Annotated in this window: 13 protein-coding genes; 8 read left to right on the top strand and 5 right to left on the bottom strand. The window is 74.4% G+C overall.

Annotated features, from left to right (window positions below; translation table 11 throughout):
* Nucleotides 1-4: 4 nt before the first annotated feature.
* Complete coding sequence (locus AC07AB_RS12055; RefSeq protein WP_478564080.1) at nucleotides 5-313, top strand: hypothetical protein; 309 nt, start codon at nucleotides 5-7, stop codon at nucleotides 311-313.
* A gap of 516 nt (nucleotides 314-829) precedes the next feature.
* The gene (locus tag AC07AB_RS12050; protein ID WP_478564077.1) at nucleotides 830-1,300 is read left to right on the top strand and encodes a C40 family peptidase; all 471 of its coding nucleotides are present in this window, start codon (nucleotides 830-832) and stop codon (nucleotides 1,298-1,300) included.
* 725 nt (nucleotides 1,301-2,025) lie between these two features.
* On the opposite strand, the gene AC07AB_RS12045 is transcribed toward AC07AB_RS12050, so the two are convergent.
* From AC07AB_RS12045 to AC07AB_RS12030, 4 genes are all read right to left on the bottom strand, one after another.
* Nucleotides 2,026-3,639, bottom strand: a complete 1,614-nt coding sequence (locus AC07AB_RS12045) for a PfaD family polyunsaturated fatty acid/polyketide biosynthesis protein (RefSeq protein WP_478564074.1) — start codon at nucleotides 3,637-3,639, stop codon at nucleotides 2,026-2,028.
* A complete protein-coding gene (locus tag AC07AB_RS12040; protein ID WP_478564071.1) occupies nucleotides 3,636-5,891 on the bottom strand; it encodes a 3-hydroxyacyl-ACP dehydratase in 2,256 nt (751 codons plus the stop codon). The genes AC07AB_RS12045 and AC07AB_RS12040 overlap by 4 nt, the downstream gene beginning before the upstream one ends.
* Nucleotides 5,888-12,013, bottom strand: coding sequence for a beta-ketoacyl synthase N-terminal-like domain-containing protein (locus AC07AB_RS12035; protein WP_478564068.1), 6,126 nt, complete (start codon nucleotides 12,011-12,013; stop codon nucleotides 5,888-5,890). Before AC07AB_RS12035 ends, AC07AB_RS12040 begins: the two co-directional genes overlap by 4 nt.
* Before the next feature lie 470 nt (nucleotides 12,014-12,483).
* On the bottom strand, nucleotides 12,484-12,915 hold the full coding sequence (locus AC07AB_RS12030) for an ATP-binding protein (RefSeq protein WP_478564065.1): 432 nt from the start codon (nucleotides 12,913-12,915) through the stop codon (nucleotides 12,484-12,486).
* Between the two features lie 222 nt (nucleotides 12,916-13,137).
* On the opposite strand from AC07AB_RS12030, the gene AC07AB_RS12025 reads away from it, so the two are divergent.
* Both AC07AB_RS12025 and AC07AB_RS12020 read left to right on the top strand, forming a co-directional pair.
* The gene (locus tag AC07AB_RS12025; RefSeq protein ID WP_478564062.1) at nucleotides 13,138-14,007 is read left to right on the top strand and encodes a helix-turn-helix domain-containing protein; all 870 of its coding nucleotides are present in this window, start codon (nucleotides 13,138-13,140) and stop codon (nucleotides 14,005-14,007) included.
* A gap of 9 nt (nucleotides 14,008-14,016) precedes the next feature.
* The gene (locus tag AC07AB_RS12020) at nucleotides 14,017-14,241 is read left to right on the top strand and encodes a DUF397 domain-containing protein (protein ID WP_478564059.1); all 225 of its coding nucleotides are present in this window, start codon (nucleotides 14,017-14,019) and stop codon (nucleotides 14,239-14,241) included.
* Nucleotides 14,242-14,322: 81 nt separating this feature from the next.
* On the opposite strand, the gene AC07AB_RS12015 is transcribed toward AC07AB_RS12020, so the two are convergent.
* Entirely contained in the window at nucleotides 14,323-15,465 is a 1,143-nt protein-coding gene (locus tag AC07AB_RS12015; RefSeq protein ID WP_478564056.1) for an 8-amino-7-oxononanoate synthase, read from the bottom strand.
* Nucleotides 15,466-15,613: 148 nt separating this feature from the next.
* Here AC07AB_RS12015 and bioB point away from each other — a divergent pair, with 148 nt between their 5' ends.
* The 4 genes from bioB to AC07AB_RS11995 all read left to right on the top strand — a co-directional run bounded on the left by bioB (nucleotide 15,614) and on the right by AC07AB_RS11995 (nucleotide 19,802).
* On the top strand, nucleotides 15,614-16,861 hold the full coding sequence (bioB, locus tag AC07AB_RS12010) for a biotin synthase BioB (protein ID WP_478564053.1): 1,248 nt from the start codon (nucleotides 15,614-15,616) through the stop codon (nucleotides 16,859-16,861).
* Entirely contained in the window at nucleotides 16,854-18,158 is a 1,305-nt protein-coding gene (locus AC07AB_RS12005; protein ID WP_478564050.1) for an adenosylmethionine--8-amino-7-oxononanoate transaminase, read from the top strand. Before bioB ends, AC07AB_RS12005 begins: the two co-directional genes overlap by 8 nt.
* A 45-nt stretch (nucleotides 18,159-18,203) precedes the next feature.
* Nucleotides 18,204-18,917 (top strand): dethiobiotin synthase, encoded by a 714-nt coding sequence (gene bioD / locus AC07AB_RS12000; protein WP_478564047.1) that lies wholly within the window; start codon nucleotides 18,204-18,206, stop codon nucleotides 18,915-18,917.
* A 207-nt stretch (nucleotides 18,918-19,124) separates the two neighbouring features.
* The gene (locus AC07AB_RS11995; RefSeq protein ID WP_478564044.1) at nucleotides 19,125-19,802 is read left to right on the top strand and encodes a class I SAM-dependent methyltransferase; all 678 of its coding nucleotides are present in this window, start codon (nucleotides 19,125-19,127) and stop codon (nucleotides 19,800-19,802) included.
* Nucleotides 19,803-19,855 lie beyond the last annotated feature (53 nt).

Below are 19,855 nucleotides of genomic sequence, written 5' to 3'. Positions count from 1 at the left end.
CCCGGTGCTTCCGCCGGAGCTGCCACCGCTTCCGTCGCTGACGCGGGCGGAGAGCGAACTCATCGACCGCTATCTGGAGGCGGCCGACCTGCTGGGCCGCGTCAACCCGGCGCGCGGCCACGACACTTACGGCGCCCTGCGGGCCGCGCAGGCCCTGGTGGCCAAGGCGGCCGGGCTGCGTGACGCGCTGGCCTCGATGCACGAGCGCGGCGAGAGCGACCTGCACGCGACCACGCTGGCGCGTGCGATGCGGGTGCTGGACGGGGAGCGGCGGTCCTCCCGGGTCTCGATGCCACCGGGCCCGCTGAGTTGATCCGCAGGCAGCTCAACGCGTTGGTCCGCAGGTAGCTCAACGCATATCCCTCGAAAGGCGTATGCGGTCCTGGACGGTTCGCGGTGATCAACTTGCGCGATGCGCGCGGGTATCGGTCGGGCGGCGGTACCGCACCGCTGGTGCGGGGCTGCGCACGCTTCGGGACGCGGGACGGGATCCGCGCATGTCCACCCGAACAGGTCAGGGGTGATCAGCCTCACACAAGGCCGTGTCGGCTCGGTATTCGTACCAGGGATGCGTCAAGATCCCTGAGACGACAAGCCCCCGCCTCCGCGGGGCGGTCCGGGCGGACGCCGAGTCCTGCCGCCGTACCGGACGTCTGGTCGACAAGAGTGCATCGGCAGGAGTGGAGGACCCGAGCACGGCGGGGGCCACCGGACCGACGAGGTCCGACGAGGTGGCCCCCTCGGGGTGAAGCCGCGGTCGCGGCCGGGCAACTTCGCCAGCCCGAACCCGACAGGTCACCCTTCACAGGCGGTTGACGAAGGGTCGCGCATGACAGCGCACACACGCCCCCGACTGCTGTCCAGGACCGGTGCCGCCTCCGTACTCACTCTGGTCGCCTTCGGCGCCACGAACCTCCTGCCGAGCGGCGCCCATGAGGCCGAGGCCGCCACGGCATCCGTCAAGGCGCTGCGCGTGGCGGCGTCGAAGAAGGGCGCCCCTTACCGATACGGGGCCACCGGCCCCTACCGCTTCGACTGCTCGGGCCTGACCCTCTACTCGTTCAAGCGCGCCGGCAAGCGGCTGCCGCGCACCGCGGCCGGGCAGTACAACCGCGCCCGGCATGTCCCGGCCTCCTCCCGCAAGGGCGGCGACCTGGTCTTCTTCCATTCCCGCGGTGGCGTCTACCACGTGGGCATCTACGCCGGGAGGGGCCGGATCTGGCACGCGCCGAAGAGCGGGACGGTGGTGCGCCTGGAGAAGATCTGGACACGGAGCGTCAGTTACGGGCGCATGGGCTGACCACCCGCCGGTGTCGGTGACCGAGGGTGGTTCGAGCGCGGCAGGACAGCGCCCGCCCGGCCCTTGAGGAGTCACCTGCCCTTTCACGGTCCGGCGGTGGGACGGCCCCGCACTCGCCTCGTCGCTCACCGACGTGGCGAAGGGGCCTTCCCGCCGCTGACGGCCGTGTCGACGCAGTGCGGCCCCTAGAAACCGCCGTGACGCGGGGGCCCTTTCGCTGACGGGCCGCGCCGTGGCCCTCGCCGAAGCCGACTGGGTACGCGTCCCGCTGCCTCCGGGCGGCCTCCGCGCCCCGCTCGACCCGCCCTTTCCGAGCGCCCGGTGTGCCCTGTCCCCGCACCGGCCGGGTGGTGAACGGCATCGGCCCGCTCACGGTCGCCGAAGCGCTCCCGGGCCCACCCCCGCTCACGCTCGCCCCGACACGGGACCACGGGCACCCGCGCGTCGTACGTGCGCTACGCCGCCGTGATGACGCACGCGTGTGGACACCGTCCCGGCGGCGCGGCACTGGTCGGCCGCGGGTCCGCCGGGCGCCGGGAAACGGCCGTAGAGGTGGAACCGCGCGCCCGAGGCGCCGGCCTCGGGCAGCGGCTCGCGACGGCCGCACGCCATCCGGTGCCGCCCGGTGAGCCCTTACAGGCCCAGGCAGCGCGGCGGGCGTACGGACCCTGCTCGCGGCCGGGTTCACGCCCGTGGGCACGGGGACGCCCCCGGCGGCGGGACGGTCAGGGGGCGGCAGCCGCCGCCCGGCCGACTGGCTCCCGTGCAGGCCCCGGAACAGCGGGCGGCAGGCGGTACGTGCTCGACGCCGCGGGCAACCGCACCCCGGCGAGCCGCAGTTGCGTCACCCGGCTGTGGAAGGCACCGCCGCGCAGCAGCTGTCCGGCGATGGCGGTGACCCGGCGCTGTTCCGGCCGCGCCAGCAGACTGCCCGCGGTCCAGTCGTTGAACGCGCCCATCGCCGGGCCGCACCAGATCTGCCAGTCGCCTCGGCGCTCGGCGTCCCCGGCCATGGCCCAGCGCGAGCCCATCGCCAGATACCAGCGGAAGACCATCGCCATCCGGTATTTGGGGTCCCGCTCGGCGCGCCGCAGCCCTTCGGGGTGACGGTCCCTCAGAAAGTCGGCGGTGTCCTTCCAGACCGCGTCCAGCGGACGGCGCAGGATGCGCTCCTCCACGTAGGCGCGTTCGGCGGCCGGCAGCTCCGCCAGGCCGCCGTGGTCACGGTAGAGGCGGTGGAGGCGGTCGGAGTGGCCCGCGAACATCGTGCCGCGGCCCAGCACCTGTACCCGCACCCCCTGCTCGAACATGTCCGCCGCCGGGGCCATGACGCAGTCGGCCGTACCGGCGTCGGCCAGCAGCCGCTTGACGGCGAGCGAGGTGCCCGCCTCCGTGGCGGCCTGGTTGACCGAGCCGGTGACGACGTACGCCGCGCCCATGGCGAAGGCGGCCACCACCGCTTCCGGGGTGCCGATCCCGCCGGCCGCGCCGATGCGTACCGGTGCGGCGTACGCGCGCTCGCGGGCGATGCGGTCCCGCAACCGGATGACGGCGGGCAGGGCGACGGTGAGCGGGCGGCGGTCGGTGTGGCCGCCGGAGTCGGCCTCGACGGTGATGTCGTCGGCCATCGGGACCGAGCGGGCCAGCTCGGCCTGTTCCGCGGAGATCAGGCCGCGGGCCAGGAGGTCCGCCGTGAGGGCTTCGGGCGCCGGGCGCAGGAACAGCTCGGCGATCTCGGGGCGGGAGACCTTGGCGATGAGGCGGTGCCCGGCCAGGATGCCGGTCGCGCCGGGGTCGCGGCGCAGCCCGGCGAGCCGGTAGCGCACGAGGTCGGGGGTCAGCTGGACGAAGGCCGACGCCTCCACGCACCGCACGGCGTGGCGCAGGCACGCCTCGACGCAGGCGCGCTCCCGGTCCGGCGCCATGGGGCTGTGGATGAGGTTGCACGCGTACGGCGCCTGGTCGCGGCCCAGCTCGTGCTCCAGCCGCGTCAGGGCCTGTTCGACGCGGTCCTCGGACAGCCCGGCGGCGCCGAAGGAGGCGAGGTATCCGCCGCGCGCCATCGCGATGACCAGTTCCTCCGAGGAGATGGCGCCGGCCATCGCCCCGGCCATATAGGCGTAGCGCACCCCGTGGTGGCGCCGGAACTCCGCGGAGCCGAGTCCTTCGGGGTGCTGGGGAGCGGCGGCCGCCAGGATGGCGATGCCGCTGCCCGGGGCGGGCGCGTCGTGGGTGGCGCCCACCCGGCCTCCGCTGCCGACGATGTAGCAGGGCCGGTCGAGTCCGGCCAGTACGGTGTGGACGCCGTCCGGGTCGTGCCGCACGGTGTTCGGGGTCATCGGCCGTCCTCCGTGGAACGCTGCTCGGCGGGCCGGATCTCGACCGCGATGTTGTTCACCTCGTAGATGCGCAGGTCGTCGCGCCAGACGCTGCCGTCGGCGCGGAGGAAGACGCCCGCGTCGTCCCGGCGCACCTCGCGGATGTGCACCTCGCCGCGTACCCGCCGGTGCTCGCGCAGGATCTGGCCCCGGTAGGACCAGCTCAGTTCCTCGCCGACGGCGACGGAGCAGCGGGGGTCCCGCAGGTGGTCGGCCAGGCCCGTGTACAGCGCGTAGGCGTGTACGGCCTGGTAGAGCATCTGCACGCCGGCGGAGCCCGGCATCACCGGGTCCCCGAGGAAGTGCTGGTCGAAGAACCAGTCGTCGGGGCGGACCGGCTTCGTCCCCAGCAGGTAGCCGCGGCCGTGGTCGCCGCCGTCCGGCACGAGGACCGCTTCCGCCGGCGGCGCGAGCCGGCCGCTGCCCAGCCGGCCGTCCTCCCGTAGATCCAGCTTCCGGATGCCGGCGGGCGTCCGGGGCCGGCGGTCCAGCCACGGCGGGACGTGGTCGCCGTCGTCGAGGCCCTGCTGACGGGCCAGCAGATCCGAGGTGAGGTAGCCATGGACGGCCTCGCCGGTGTAGAAGGGCTCGCCGCCGGTGCGCAGTTCGAACCCGTAGCGGTGCAGGATGCCGCCCGGCACGGCGGAGTGCGAACGCAACGTGATGTGCTGTTCGACGGTGGCTCCGGCCGGCTCGGCCGCGCGGAGCAGGCGGGCCCTGCCGTCGAGGTTGCGGCAGCTCAGATTCCGGTCGGGGTACTCCCCTCCGACGCCGAACGACACGCCGAACAGGCCCGCCGGCTGCAGGGCGGTCTCGATGAGCGCCAGTGGTGGCACCGTGCCGCCGTTCTCCCGCACGTACCAGGGGTCTTCCGGCACGTCGTACTCCGCGACCCCCCGGCTGCCGGTCCGGTATTCGCCCCAGGCGCCTTCCAGCAGAACGGTACGGTCCAGCATGCGCATGTCCCCGCGCGGCAGCCGTGGACGGACCGGAGCGGTGATGTGCGGGCCGGCGACAGCATCGGGCAGCTGGACGCGGTCTCCCTCGGCGAACGCCGCCGAGAGCAGTTCGTCGAAGAGCACCCGTCCTCCGCCCAGGGCCCTACGGTAGCTCCCCTGGCCCGGGGGTCCGATGTCCGGGCCCTCGCGGAGCACGAGGCCCACGTCGCGCAGCAGGGCGAGGGGCCGGCCGGCCGCGGAGACCCGGCAGTCGGCGGTCAGGTGCGGCCGGGGGGCCATTCCGGCCCCGGTCACCTCGACGTCCAGGAGCAGTTCGGCGCCGGGCGGCGCCGCACCGTCGAACACCTCCACGAGGACGGGGCGTTCGGTCGGCACAGTGGCGCGGGCCCCGGGAAGACAGAGGTGGAGCCCGCTGTGGAAGGCGTGGACGCGAAGGACCTCCAGGGCCGCCCCCACCAGTCGGGGCCAGGTTTCCGCGGCCTCCTCTCCCTCGTGGGCGGGCAGGTGTGCCGTGGCAAGCAGGCGGCCCTGCCCGTACCGGCCGCCGCGGGGCTCGATGGCGGTGACCTCGTCGAGCAGCCGGGCGGGCCAGCGGGCCGGCAGCGCCTCGGCCGGCACGTCGTGCTGGTCGAAGGCGGGGCCGAGGACCCGGGCGATGTCACCGGCGGCGAGCGCGTCCAGATCGGCGGCGGTCAGCCGGGCCACCGTGGTACGGGCCAGGGGGCGGGGGTCGGGCAGGTAGCGGGGCACGGGGCGTCGGGGCCATGCGCGGCTCACCTCACCGGAGTGCGCGGGCCCGGCGGCGGTGAGCGCGGCGACGGCCCGTTCGCCGTCGAGGATGCGCCACTCGTCGCCCTCCTTCTCGACGCGCGGCACCGCGGGCCCGTGCGGCGCGTCGCCGTGCCAGACCACGACGACGCTGCCCGGGGCCGGGCTCGCGCCGTCGGCCGCCAGCGCCGCGGCGGCGGTCCGCAGGACGGCGGCCACGCCGTCCTCGGCCGACGGCGGCACGGGGAACGGCGTGCACGGCGCCGTCGCTCGCGCCATCTGCCAGGCGATGACGGCCTGATGGGCTTCGAGTACGGACGCGTGCGCGCGCTGCATCCGCTGGGCCAACCGCACGGCCGGCGCCGATGGCGCCGGTCCGGGCGTCCTGTCGTCCCGGGGCACGGGCACGGGCACGGGCACGGTGGACGGCTCGGCGAGCGGCACGCCCTCGAAGACGAGCTCTTCCGTGTTTCCTCCCGCGCTCACAGCCGGCCGCCGTCGCCGGATCCGGCCTGCTCGGCGATGCTCCGGGCGAGGACGACCGGGTCCAGCCACAGCATCCGTACACCGCTCCACCGTTGGAGGACCCGCCCGTCCGGTGTGCACGCCGTGACCGTGAACTCCGAGAAGACCGGTTCGGGCGACTCGTCGGCGTGGGCGTCGGCCGAGATGACGAATCCCCCGTCGTCGGGCAGCGGCGCGAACAGCTCCACGTGCGCTACGGCCACGGGCATCGGGAGATCGCTCCGCCCGGCCCGCGACAGCACCGCCAGCGCGCCGGTCTGCAACAGCAGGTCGGCCAGGGCCGGGCTGAACAGCCGCCCCGCGTACGCGCCCCCGGCCAGTCCGGGGTCGGGCAGCCGCGCGGCGACCACCAGCCGGCCGGGCCCCTCCAGCAGGACGTTCCGCAGCCCTCTCAGAGACGGCCCGTGGAAGAGCAGTCCGTCGCGGTAGCCGGGATGCGGCTCGTCGCCGAGCACATACGGCGGCAGCTCCGCGCGTGGCTGCTCGGAAGCCGCGTCGGCCTGTTGGAAACGGCCCTCGTAGCGCAGTCCTCCGTGCTGACCGGCGTCGTGGACGGTGACGCGCGTGGCGGCGGGGCCCGGGCCGGGCTCCGGGGTCAGCCGGACACGGAACAGTTCCTCGTGGCCGCTGGGGAAGAAGACTCCGTGCGCGATACGGAAGTCGTGGCACTCGACCACCGGCCGGCTGCCGCCGTGGGCGCGTTCGACGGCGTTCAGCGCCCAGCCCACGGCGGCCGTCATCGGCAGCACCGGCGTTCCGTCGAAGCAGTGGTCCCCGACCACCGGCTCGGTGCCGAGGCCGGTCAGCGTGCGGTGCGCGGTGCGCCCCATGCCGGGAAGCCGGTCGACCCGGTGGTACAGCGGGCCGGTCGGGCCGATGACGACGACCCCGCACGCCTCCTTGCCCTGGGCCATCTGCGCGAGGAAGTACTCGCACCCCTCCTCGCGGGAGAGCACCGGCACCCCGGCGTCCGTGAACAGCTGCTGTACGGCGGTCGCCATGCCGCCGGTCCATGGCCCCCAGGCGAGGGGCAGCACACGGCAGCGGGGGTGGGCGGCCTGGAAGGCACAGCCGAATCGGTTCAACCCTTCGTTGGCGAGCGCGTAGTCGGCCTGCCGCAGATTGCCCCAGATGCCCGCGACGGAGGAGAAGAGCACCAGGTGGCGCAGGCGTTCGGTGTCCAGCGCGGCGAGCACATGGTGCAGCCCGCTCAGTTTGGTGTCGACCACGGCGGCGACCGATTCCGCGGTCACCTCCGCCAGCGGACGGTCCCGCAGGCTGCCCGCGCCGTGCAGCACACCGGTGATGCGCGCGGCGTACGGCGCCAGGACCGTGGCCACCGACCGCGCGTCGCGGACGTCGGCCGCCACGTACTCGGCCTCCACGCCGTGGGAGCGCAGCGTGGCGAGGGTGGACCGGATGCCGCGCTGCTGGACGACGCGTCGGCCGTGCCGCTCGATGCGCGCGTGGACCAGCGGTTCGCCGGGGTCCTCGCCGGATTGCCGCGCCCGTTCCTCCAGGGCGCTGTGGAGTTCTTCGGCGCTCTCCAGGCCGGTGGCCCAGTCCGGCTCGTCCTCCAGTGGTGTGCGGCCCAGCAGCACGTATCCGCAGGGGTGTTCGCGGGCCAGTGCCTCGACGCACCAGGCCGTGATGCCGCCCGCGCCGCCGGTGACGAGCAGGAGATCGTCCGCGGTGAGTTCCGTGGCCCCTTCCGGGGCCGGAGCGTGCGGTGCGGGGGTGTCGGCCATCTCAGGCGTGCGGCGTCCCGCGCCGTCCACGCCGATCTCCCGTACGTCGGTGGCCAGGTCGGCGACCTCGGCGGCGAACGCCTTGCCGACCGTCTCGGCGGTGAGGCCGGGCGCGAAGTCCACGGCGCGGCAGAACAGCGTCGTCGCCTCCAGTGCGACGGCCTTGACCAGTCCGCCGAGCCCGCCCGCGAGGGCGGCCACCGGGTCGGCGCCCGCGCCGCCGTAGCCGAGCGAGCCATCGAGCTGAGTGACCGTCACCAGACCGGCACGGGTGCCCGTGCCGGCCGCCGTCTTCAGGAGGGGAACGGCATGCTTGGCGACGAGGACCGCGTGCCGCAGCCGTGCGACGGCCTCCTGGGCGTCCCCGTCCCGGTCGCGGCTCACGGGCAGGACGCACAGGTCGAGGCGGGGTTCGTCGGCGAGGAGTTCGGTGAGGCGCGCGGACAGCGCTTCCTCGCCCCAGTTCTCCAGTCGCCGGCCGTCGGCGTCGCCGTCGGGTGCGGCCCCGGGCAGCGGCAGGCGGCTGACGCGCCAGCCGCGAGCGGACAGGGCCGCGGTGAGCGCGGCGGGCAGCTCTCCGCCGTCGTCGAGCAGCAGGGCCCGCGGCCGCTCGGCGTACGCGTCGGTGCACACGTCGGCCGGGGGCAACTCCTTCAGGGCGACGAAGGCGCGGCCGGCCCGGGTGCCCAGCACGGCGGGCAGCAGTTGGGGGCCGTTGTCGGTGAGGGCCGCGAGGATCAGTTCCATCAGCTCGCGAACGGTCCTGGCCTCACTGAACCGGTACATGTCGCTGCGGGCGATCGCCGGATAGCGCCGCATCAGCTCCGCGCCGATCTCCACCTGTTTGAGCGAGTCGATGCCCAGGTCGGTCTGGATGTACATGTCGGGTTCGATCATGTCGACGTCGTAACCGGTCTTCTCCGCCACCACGGCGCGGAAGACCCGCTCCAGCTCCTCGGGGTCCAGCGCCCCGGCGTCCACGGGGCGCTGTGCCACCGTGCCGTCGCCCTGGCCGGCGGCCCACAGCTCGGCCAGCGCCGACTTCGGCGCGGTCGCGGCGTCCCGCGCCGCGGCGGACTCGGCCGGGGAGGGTCCGTTCTGCTGCGGGAGCAGCGGGACCACGGCAGTCGCCGCCGGTTCGGTGTCCGCGCGCGGTACGTCCCCCTGCCATGGCTCCTGTCTGCCGTCCGGTAGCCGCAGCAGTCCGCTGACGGCCTCCCCGGCCCTGGCGTGCGCCTCCCCCAGCGCGAGACTGTGTTCGGTCACCGTGTTGACCACCGCGATCAGGGACTCGTCCAGCGGTCCGCGCGCACGGCCCTCCCGCAGCAGTTCCGTCAGCTGCTCGGCCGTACGGACCTGGCTGTCCAGGTAGCGGGTGTGCGCGGCCAGGTGCTCGGCGGCCGCGCGCGACAGCGGGTCGCTCGCCTCGGCCCGCGCGGCGGGTACGGGCAGCTCCCGCGGCGGCTCCGGCTCCGCGTGCCGCACGGTATCCGCCTTCGCTGCCAGCATCTCCTCGTACGCGGGCCGCAGGTTCTCCATCGCGAAGAAGGGCCCCTCCAGGGCGCGGGCCACCCGGGACGGCTCGGGGCGCTCCGGCCGCGGCGGCGGCGCGTACCGGTCGGCCAGGGACAGCGGCAGCCCCAGTACGGCCAGCTGTACAGCGGCCTGCTTCAGCGCCGCGCAACTGTCCGTACCGGCGCCCGCGTCGCAGGCCACCGTGTGCGCGCCGCGCTCGCCGAGGGTCCGTTCCACCAGCTGGGTCAGTACGCGGCCGGGGCCGAACTCGACGAAGACGCGGATGCCGTCGGCGTACATCTCCTCCAGCCGGGCGGCGAAGTCCACGGGTTCGCGCAGCTGCTGGACCAGGGTGCGGCGGTTGGCCGCCGCGTCGGCGCCGTACGCCGCGCCGGCGGTGTCGGCGTACACGGGCAGCGTGGGGGCGTGGAACTCCTCCTCGGCGCAGGCCGTCGCGAACGCCTCGGCGGCGTGGTGCACGCGGGGGGTGTGGAAGGCGGCGGCGACCGGCAGCCGCCGCGCCGGCAGGTCATGGGAGGCGCACCAGTCCACGAAGCGCAGGACGGCGGGGGTGGGGCCGCCGACGGTGTGCTCATCGGGGGCGTTGCGGTTGCACACCGTCAGCTCGGTGTGCTCGGCCAGCGCGTCCTCCAGCGTGCCGCTCGGCATGCGGACGGCCGCCATCGCGCCGGGGTCGCGACCCTGGCCGGGGGGCTGTTCCATCGCCTGCCCGCGGGCGCGTGCCAAAGCCGTGAACGCCTCGTCGTCCAGCACGCCCGCGGCCCAGAGCGCGGACAGCTCCCCGAAACTGTGGCCGAGCAGCCCGTGCGGGGTGAAGCCCAGCTCCCGCAGATACCGGTACTGGCCCATGGAGAGCGCGCCGATCGCGGACTGCGCGTAGGCGGTGCGGCGCAGCCGCTCGCCGTGGGTTGCCGGGTCGCCGCCGCCCGGCGGTGGGAAGACCGTACGGGCCAGGCTGTCCCCGGCGGGGAAGCGGGCGTTGGCGGCGTCGAGGGCGGCGCGCACCGGGGGCAGGGCCATGGCGCCGTGCAGCCCCATCTGGACGTACTGGCTCCCCTGGCCCGCGAAGAGCGCCCCGACTCCGGTGCCGGTCGGCAGCGCGGCGCTGCGGTAGTGGATGCCGCGGGGGTGGCTCCAGCTCTCCCTGCCCGGTCCGTCCCGCAGTCGCTCCACGGCGAGGGCGAGCAGTTCGGCGTGGTCGCGCGGCCCGGTGGAGACGAAGCCGACGCGGGCGTGCGCGGGCGGGACGGGCCCTTCGTGCGGGGCGGCGCCGTCCTCCAGGAGCCGGCACAGCTCGTCGGCGTCGGCCGCGTGCCACAGGCAGGCCCGGGGAGTGGTGTGCAGCGCGTACTCCCGACGCTCCGCTCCGCCGGGCGCGTACTCCTCCAGCACCGCGTGGTAGTTCACGCCGCCGAAGCCGAACGCCGACACTCCGGCCCGGCGCACGGTCCGGGCCGGGTCGCGTACCCAGGGGCGGGCGGCGGTGTTCACGTAGAGGGCGCTGTCCTCGCGCGCGGCCTGGGGGTGCGGGATGTCCACGTTGATGGTGGGCGGGAGCACCTTGTGGTGCAGGGCCAGCGCCGCCTTGATGAGCCCGGCCGCGCCGGCCGCCGCCTTGGTGTGGCCGATCTGCGACTTCACGCTGCCGACGGCCGCGTAGTGGTGGTCCTCTGGGGCCGCCAGGAGTTCGTTGAGGGCGGTGAGCTCGACCGCGTCGCCGGTCAGGGTTCCGGTGCCGTGCGCCTCGATCAGCTCGACGGAGCGCGGCGCGCAGTCCGCGTCGTCGTAGGCGCGCCGCAGCGCCCTCAGTTGGCCCGCGCCGCACGGCGCGTAGATGCTCTGGGCGTTGCCGTCGCTGGAGCTGCCGAGTCCCCGCAGGACCGCGTAGATCCGGTCGCCGTGCCGCTGCGCGTCTCCGAGGCGCTTGAGCGCCAGCATGCCGATGCCCTCGCCCACCAGCGTTCCGTCGGCTTCGGCGGCGAAGGGGCGGACCTGGCCGGTCGGTGAGAGCGCCGGGGTCTTGCTGAAGCACATGAACGACACGAGCGAGTTGTCCGCGTCGCATCCGCCGGTGAGCATCAGATCGGCGCGCCGGCTGACGAGTTCGTCGACGGCGGAGCGCACGGCGGCCAGCGAACTGGCGCACGCCGCGTCGACGGTGTGGTTGGCGGCGCCCAGGTTCAGCCGGTTGGCGATCCGGCCGGAGACGATATTGCCGAGGATGCCGGGGAAGGAGTCCTCGGTCCACGGGGGCAGCGCCGCCAGGCGCGTGCGGACGGCCTCGTCCGCCGTTTCCCGCGGCACTCCGACGGCGACCATGGCCTCGATCATCTGCGGCAGGTAGAGCCGGCTGGCGAGCGGGATCAGCGTGGAGTTGGTACCGCACACGCCGAGCACCACGCCGGTACGGGCCGGGTCGTACCAGTCGTCCCTGCCGAGGCCCGCGTCCCGCAGCAGCTCCTTGGCCACCACCAGGCCCAGCAGCTGGACCAGGCCCGTCGAGTCCACCGTGTTCGGCGGCATCCCGAACTCCAGGGGGTCGAACACCTCCGGGGTCAGGAAGCCGCCGCGGCGGCAGTATGTCTTGTCCTCGGCGAAGGGGTTCGGGTCATAGTGCAGTGCGGTCTTCCACCAGCTCTCCGGTACTACGTCCGAACAGTCGCGGGCCGACATGATGTTGTCCCAGAATTCCCTCACGTCCTCCGCCTTGGGGAATTTGCCGGCCAGTCCCACGATCGCGACGGGGTCGCGGGCGAGACGGCGGTCGATGTCTTCACAAGCCGGGACGTGGGGCTGCACCGGGGTACCTCACTCATTCGGCGACAGGAATACGGCGGTCGACGCGGCGGCGGCTTCCCTGCGGCTTCGGGCGGCCTGCGCGTACGTTCTGGCCCAACGGCGTTCGCCGCGCGCGGTAACGCGGCCGATCCGGTGAATTCCGCCGACGCCCGCGAGCGCGACCGGGGCGGTTGCCGAGTCTCTTGCCGCGTCCGGTGGACGCTTCCGTCCCGCTTGACCGGCCGTGTGCGGTCAAGCGCGCGGCAGGCCCGCGCGGCGGCCTCCGCGAGCGGGGCGGGGGCTCAGCCCGGCGCCGTCCTCGGCGCATTGCCGGCCGGACGGCCGGACACGGCGAGCGCTTTCCGACGCTCGGCCCTCGCGAGGGCGACGGAGCGGACTCACGCGCGGCTCACGGCTCGCAGCTCGCGACGGCATGGGACCGGGCCGGCCGCCGCCCACCGGTCACAGAAGCCTTGGCCGGCCCACCGCGTTCACAGCGCTCCGGGCCCGGTCCACGGCAGGGCGATCCATACGGTCTTGCCGCCCTCGTCCGTCGGGGTGACGGTGAGGTCGCCGCCGAGTTCCTTGGTGAGCGTGCGGATGATGACCATGCCGCGGCCGTTGTCCTGCTGGACGGCGGCCGGGAGCCGCTTGGGCCAGCGCGGGTGGCTGTCGGTGACCCCGACGCGCATCCGCTCGCCCCGGTCGAGCTGGACGACCACCGTGAAGAAGGGCGACCGCCCCAGGGTGTGCTGCACCACATTGGTGGCGAGCTCGGAAACGATCAACCGTACGATGCCGACCGCCTCGGTCCGTTCCGGCATTCCCCACTCGGCGAGCACGTTCGTCACATAAGCCCGTGCCGCGGAGACCGAGGCGGGCGAACTCGGCAGAGAGACGGATGCTTCCTGCAGATCTGCCATGGCGACGTTGTCCCTTTCCCACCGGGCCGGTTCCCGAGGCGCTGCGCAGTGAAATGGGGGGCCTCGGGCGGCTCTTCGCGACAGAGTGCCATCGATGGTGTCGGCCACGCGGCAATCCCGCCGGATATGCATATATCTGTCGCCCGAAGCGGTGAACTCTGCGACGGGAGACCGTATTTGCCCGGCAGACTGACGCATTGGCACCGGGTGAAGGGAGTCATCATGCGGAACGGGCCTGCGGTGCGCCGCCGCAAACTGGGCGCGGAACTGCGGCGGCAACGCGAGACGGCCGGGCTCACCAGCCGCCAGGCCGCGACGGCGGTGGGCTGGCACCAGTCGAAAGTCAGCCGTATCGAGACCGGTCGCAGTGGCGTGAAACCCACCGACGTGGTGCGGCTGCTGGACGCGTACGAGGTAGTGGACGCCGAACGGCGCACCCTGCTGACGGCACTGTGCAGCCCGGGCCCCGCGGACCGGCAGGGGGCGCGGGGCAGGTGGTGGTACGCGTACGGCGAGCTGTTGCCCGTCGGGTACCGGGACTTCATCTCGCTGGAGTCGGCGGCCTCGCGGGCGCGCACGCTGGAGACGACCGTGGTGCCGGGGCTGCTCCAGACGCCCGCGTACGCGCGTGCGGTGACCCGGGCGGCGCTGGGCGACCCGCCGGACGAGCAGGTCGAGGAGTTGGTGGCGGTGCGGATGACCCGGCAGTCGGTACTGCGCGGGCCGGCGCCGCTGCGGCTCTGCGCGGTGATCGACGAGGCGGTGCTGCGGCGCTCCGTGGGCGGACCGGAGGTGATGGCGGGGCAATTGCGGCGGCTGATGGAGTTCGGCTCGTTGCCCCACGTGAGCCTTCACGTGATGCCGTTTACTCGTGGTGGGCACATTGGCATGACCGGGCCTTTCGTAATCTTCTCCTTTTCGCCCATGGCTGATCTGGATGTGGTCGTTCTCGACCATTTGACGAGCAGCATCTACCTTGAGCGAAAGGAGGACCTCCAGGCGTACGACACCGCGTTCGAAACTCTGCGGGCCCGCGCCCTGCCGCACGACGACTCATTGGATTTCATCGCCGAGATCAACGTCGGCGCGTAAGGAGGCACCATGTCCGCAACACCGTGCCCGCTGTCCGGTGATGCGCCGCTGCTCGGCGCCGTCTGGCACCGCAGCAGCCACAGCACCGGTATGAACAACTGCGTGGAGGCCGCCGCCGTCGGATCCGGCCTGCTCGCGCTGCGCGACTCGAAGGCCCCGGCCGGCCCCGTCCTGCTGCTCTCCCCCGCCGCTTGGACCTCCTTCGTCGGGGCTGTCAGCGACGGCTCGCTCTGACGGTCTGACAGGTCCGGCAGGTCTGACAGGTCTGACAGGTCTGACAGGTCCGGTGTCCCCCACGGCTCCGATGCCGTGCGCTCAAGCGGGCGGCGCGGTCGCCACGATCACGGCGACCGCGCGGTCCACCTCCTGCTCCGTCAGATCCGCCCGCGCGGTCAGCCGCAGCCGCGACACGCCGTCGGGCACCGACGGCGGCCGGAAGCACCCCACGGCGAGCCCCGCGCCGCGGCAGTCCGCCGCCCACCGCACCGCCGCCTCGGGCGAGGGAGCCCGTACGGACACGACCGCGGCCGCCGGCCGCGGCACCGCGAGCCCCGCCGCCGTCAGCCGCGCGTGCAGCTCACGCGCGACCGTACGCGCCCGGTCCGCGCGCCCGGGCTCCGCGGCCAGCAGCTCCAGGCCGGCCAGCGCCGCGCCCGCGGCGGCCGGGGCGAGGCCGGTGTCGAAGATGAACGTGCGGGCCGCGTTGACCAGTTGGTCGATGACCTTGGCCGGGCCCAGCACCGCGCCGCCTTGGCTGCCCAGCGACTTGGACAGCGTGACGGTGGCGACCACGTCGCGGGCGCCCGCCAGCCCGGCCGCGTACGGGGCGCCGCGCCCTCCCTCGCCGAGCACGCCCAGCCCGTGGGCGTCGTCGACGAGCAGGGCCGCGCCGCTCGCGCGGCACGCCGCGGCCGTCTCGGGCAGCGGCGCCGCGTCGCCGTCCACGGAGAAGACGGAGTCGGTGACGGCCAGCGCCGGGCCGCCGTGCGCCGCGAGCGCCGCGCGGACTGCCTCGGGGGCCGCGTGCGCGACGACCGCCGTCTCGGCCCGGGAGAGCCGGCAGCCGTCGATGAGCGAGGCGTGGTTGCCGGCGTCGGAGACGATGAGGGTGCCGGGGCGGGTGAGGGCGGTGACGGCGGCGAGGTTCGCGGCGTAGCCGCAGGAGAAGACGAGCGCGGCCTCGAATCCGCAGAACGCCCGCAGCCGCTCTTCGAGCCGGGCGTGCAGCTCGGTGGTGCCCGTGACGAGCCGGGAACCGGTCGCTCCCGCACCCCAGCGCCGCGCGGCGGCGGCAGCGGCCCCGGTGACCTCGGGGTGCCTCGCCAGCCCGAGGTAGTCGTTTCCGGCCAGGTCGATGAGCGGGCAGTCGGCGGGGCGCGGTCGCAGGGTCCGTACGAGCCCGGCTCGTCGTCGCCGGCCGCGCTGCGCGTCGATCCATTCGAACGGGTCCTGGTGCATCGGCCGTCCTTCATCATTCTGTGGGGTTCGCATAGAACGTAGCCCCCGTGACGCGGGGTCAAGGTGCGGCAATACACACACCTCGCTCGATGGCTGTTGTATCAATCCTCCATAGTCCGAGAGGCAGGCGTGGGCGAGGATCGGCACCATGGATCTTCTGCGCACACTGGTGGACAAGGGGCTGCGGCGGGAGCTGCCGACCCGCGAGGAAGCCCTCGCCGTCCTGGCGGCCACCGACGACGAACTCCTCGACGTGGTGGCCGCGGCGGGCCGGGTGCGCCGCCACTGGTTCGGCCGGCGGGTGAAGCTCAACTACCTCGTCAACCTCAAGTCGGGGCTCTGCCCCGAGGACTGCACGTACTGCTCGCAGCGGCTCGGCTCCCGTGCCGACATCCTCAAGTACAGCTGGCTGAAGCCCGACGAGGCGTCGAAGGCCGCTGCCGCCGGGGTGGCGGGCGGCGCGAAGCGGGTCTGCCTGGTGGCCAGCGGGCGCGGGCCGACCGACCGGGACGTGGACCGCGTCTCGCGGACGATCGAGACCATCAAGGAGCGGCACGAGGGCGTCGAGGTGTGCGCGTGCCTCGGGCTGCTCTCGCAGGGGCAGGCCGAACGGCTCCGCGCCGCCGGCGCGGACGCGTACAACCACAACCTCAACACCTCCGAGGCGGTCTACGGCGACATCTGCACCACGCATGACTTCTCCGACCGGGTCTCCACGGTCCGGCAGGCTCAGGCGGCGGGGATGTCGGCCTGCTCCGGGCTGATCGCGGGCATGGGCGAGAGCGATACGGACCTGGTGGACGTGGTCTTCGCGCTCCGCGAGCTGGACCCCGACTCGGTTCCGGTCAACTTCCTCATCCCGATGGAGGGGACGCCGCTCGCCGGGGAGTGGAACCTCACGCCGCAGCGCGCGCTGCGGGTGCTCGCCATGGTGCGGTTCGTCTGCCCGGACGCGGAGGTGCGGCTGGCCGGCGGGCGCGAGGTGCATCTGCGGAGTCTCCAGCCGCTCGCGCTGCACCTGGTCAACTCGATCTTCCTGGGCGACTACCTGACCAGCGAGGGCCAGGAGGGCGGCGCGGACCTGGCGATGATCGCGGACGCCGGGTTCGAGGTGGAGGGCGCGGACACCACGACGCTGCCCGCGCACCGGGCGGACGCGCTCGCCGCCGTCGGCGGGTCCGCGTGCGGATCGCACGGCGCGGGCGGCGGTCGGGGCCCGTGCGGTGCGGCCGATGGGGGCGAGCGGGCGGACGGGGCCGAGGCGGGGACCGGGCGCGCGGCCGGAGAGGCGGACGGCGCCGAGCGAAATGCGGCAGCCGCGGCCCGTGGCGCCCGTACGGATCTGGTCGCGGTGCGCCGCCGGGGCGCGGGCACGGAGCTGCCGCCCAATGCCTGAGCCGCTCGCCCCCGACCGGCTGCTGGCCCTGGACCGGCGGCACGTCTGGCATCCGTACGGTCCGATGCCGGGCCGTCAGGAACCGCTGATCGTCGAGTCCGCGGCCGGGGTGCGGCTGCGGCTCGCCGAACCGGCCTGGGGCGCCGACGAGCTGATCGACGGGATGTCGTCGTGGTGGTCCGCGATCCACGGCTACCAGCACCCCGTGCTCGACGCGGCGGCGCACGGCCAGTTGGAGCGGATGAGCCATGTGATGTTCGGCGGGCTCACGCACGAGCCCGCCGTGGCGCTCGCCGCCCGGCTCGTGGAGATCACCCCCGCCGGGCTGGAACACGTCTTCCTCGCCGACTCCGGATCGGTGTCGGTCGAGGTCGCCGTGAAGATGTGCCTCCAGTACTGGCGCTCGGTGGGCAGACCCCGCAAGCGGCGGCTGCTGACCTGGCGCGGCGGCTACCACGGCGACACCTGGCAGCCGATGTCGGTCTGCGATCCGGACGGCGGCATGCACGGGCTGTGGCAAGGGGCGCTGCCCCGGCAGGTCTTCGCGGACGCGCCCCCGGCGGGCTTCGACGCGGAGCCGGACGCCGGGTACGCGGACCATCTGCGGGGGCTGGTCGCGCGCCACGCCGACGAGCTGGCGGCGGTGATCGTCGAGCCGGTGGTGCAGGGGGCGGGCGGCATGCGCTTCCACTCCCCCGCGTATCTGCGGGTGCTGCGCGAGGCGTGCGACCGGCACGGCGTGCTGCTGGTGCTGGACGAGATCGCGACCGGGTTCGGCCGTACGGGCCGGCTGTTCGCGGCGGAGCACGCGGGGATCACGCCCGATGTGCTCTGTCTCGGCAAGGCGCTGACCGGCGGCTATCTGACGATGGCGGCGACGCTCTGCACGGCGCGCGTCGCGGAAGGCATCTCGCGGGGCGAGGTCCCGGTGCTCGCCCACGGGCCGACGTTCATGGCCAACCCGCTGGCCGCGGCCGTGGCCCGCGCCTCCGTCGACCTGCTGCTCGCACAGGACTGGCGGCTCGCGGTGGAGCGGATCGAGGCGGGGCTGCGCGAGGGGCTGGCCCCGGCCGCGGAGCTGCCGGGCGTACGGGACGTGCGGGTGCTCGGCGCGATCGGCGTGGTCCAGCTCGACCACGAGGTGGACATGGCGGCCGCCACCCGGGCGGCGGCCCGGGAGGGGGTGTGGCTGCGGCCGTTCCGGGACCTGCTCTACACCATGCCGCCCTACATCACCGACGGGCGGGACCTGGCCCGCATCGGCGCCGCGGTGTGCGCCGCCGCGCGTGCCGCCTGACCGGAGAGCCGCCCGAACGGGCGTAAGGCAATGGAGAGTCGAGACATGACGGTGCTGATCGTCACGGGGACGGGCACGGAGATCGGAAAGACGGTCACCACCGCGGCGGTGGCCGCCGCGGCGCGGGCGCGGGGCCGGTCGGTCGCCGTGCTCAAGCCCGCACAGACGGGTGTGGCGGCGGACGAGCCCGGGGACGTCGCGGAGGTCCGGCGCCTGGCCGGTCCGGTGACGGGGGTGGAACTCGCCCGCTTCCCCGAGCCGTTGGCCCCGGCGACCGCCGCGCGCCGGGCGGGGCTGCGGCCCGTACGGCCCGACGAGATCGAGCGGGCGGCCCGGGAACTGGCCGCGGAGCACGATCTGGTGCTGGTCGAGGGCGCGGGCGGGCTGCTCGTGCGGCTCGATGCGGCGGGGTCCACGCTCGCCGACGCGGCGCGACTGCTGGACGCGCCGGTCCTGGTCGTGGCGGCGGCCGGCCTCGGGACGCTCAACGCGACCGCGCTGACGGCCGAGGCGCTGCGGTCGCGCGGCCTCGCGTGCGCCGGGGTGGTGATCGGCAGCTGGCCCGGCGCACCGGACCTGGCCGCCCGCTGCAACCTGGCCGATTTCCCGGAGTCGGCCGGCGCGCCGCTGCGGGGAGCCCTGCCGGAGCGAGCGGGCGCCCTCCCCCCGGCGGACTTCCGCGCTGCGGCGGCCGGCTGGCTCTCGCCGGAGCTGGGCGGGACGTGGGACGCGGGGCGGTTCGGGGCGGAGCAGGGCTGACGGGGCGGGTGCTTCCGGGGCTCTGACGGTACGGGCGTGCCGCCGGGGGCCGGCCCGGTACGGGCGGGCCCCCGCGACCGTCTCGCCCGCCCCGACCGCCCAGCCCCGCCCGCAGGGCCTCCCGCCTGCCGGCCCGTCGGCGGCTGGAAGGGCCGTGGCGCGGGCAGGATCCTCGTACTGACGCACCTACGGGGAAGGGCCATCGCCATGACGGGGCGTACCAGGAAAGTTCCACGTGATGCCGTGCATCACCCGCTCTTCGCACGCTTCTACGAGAAGGTCGGGCCGATCGCCGACGAGCGTGCCGGAGTGGGCGCGCGGCGGCGGGAGCTGTTGTCGGGCGTGTCCGGGCGGGTGATCGAGGTCGGGGCGGGCAGCGGTCTGAACTTCGCGCACTTTCCGGGGGCCGTCTGCGAGGTGGTGGCGATCGAGCCGGAGCGCCGGCTCCGGCAGGCCGCGTTGCAGGCCGGGCGGCGGGCCGGGGTCCCGGTGGACGTGGTGCCGGGTACGGCGGAGGCGCTGCCGGTCAAGAGCGAGGCGTTCGACGCGGCGGTCGCCTCGCTGGTGCTGTGCTCGGTCCGGGACGTGGAACGGTCCCTCGCCGAGCTGTTTCGGGTGCTGCGGCCGGGTGGGGAGCTGCGGTTCTTCGAGCACGGCCTGGCGCCGGGGCGGGTGCAGGCGGCGGTGCAGCGCGCGGTGGACCGTACGGTGTGGCCCCTGCTGTTCGGCGGATGCCACACGTCGCGGGACGTGGTGGCGTCGATCGAGGCGGCGGGGTTCGAGGTCGTCTCGTACCGTCGGCTGCGGGTTCCGGAGGGCAGTACGCGGGTTCCCTCCTCCCCCTGTGTGCTGGGGACGGCCAGGCGTCCGCCCGTTGGGGGCTGAACTCTCCCCGGTGCGGGCGCTGCTGGGCCGCGTGCCGTCCGGCCGCACGGGGT

The organism is Streptomyces sp. NPDC044033, from assembly GCF_056434425.1.
Note: the sequence above shows the minus strand (reverse complement) of the source record. Positions and strands in the feature narration are given on the sequence as shown.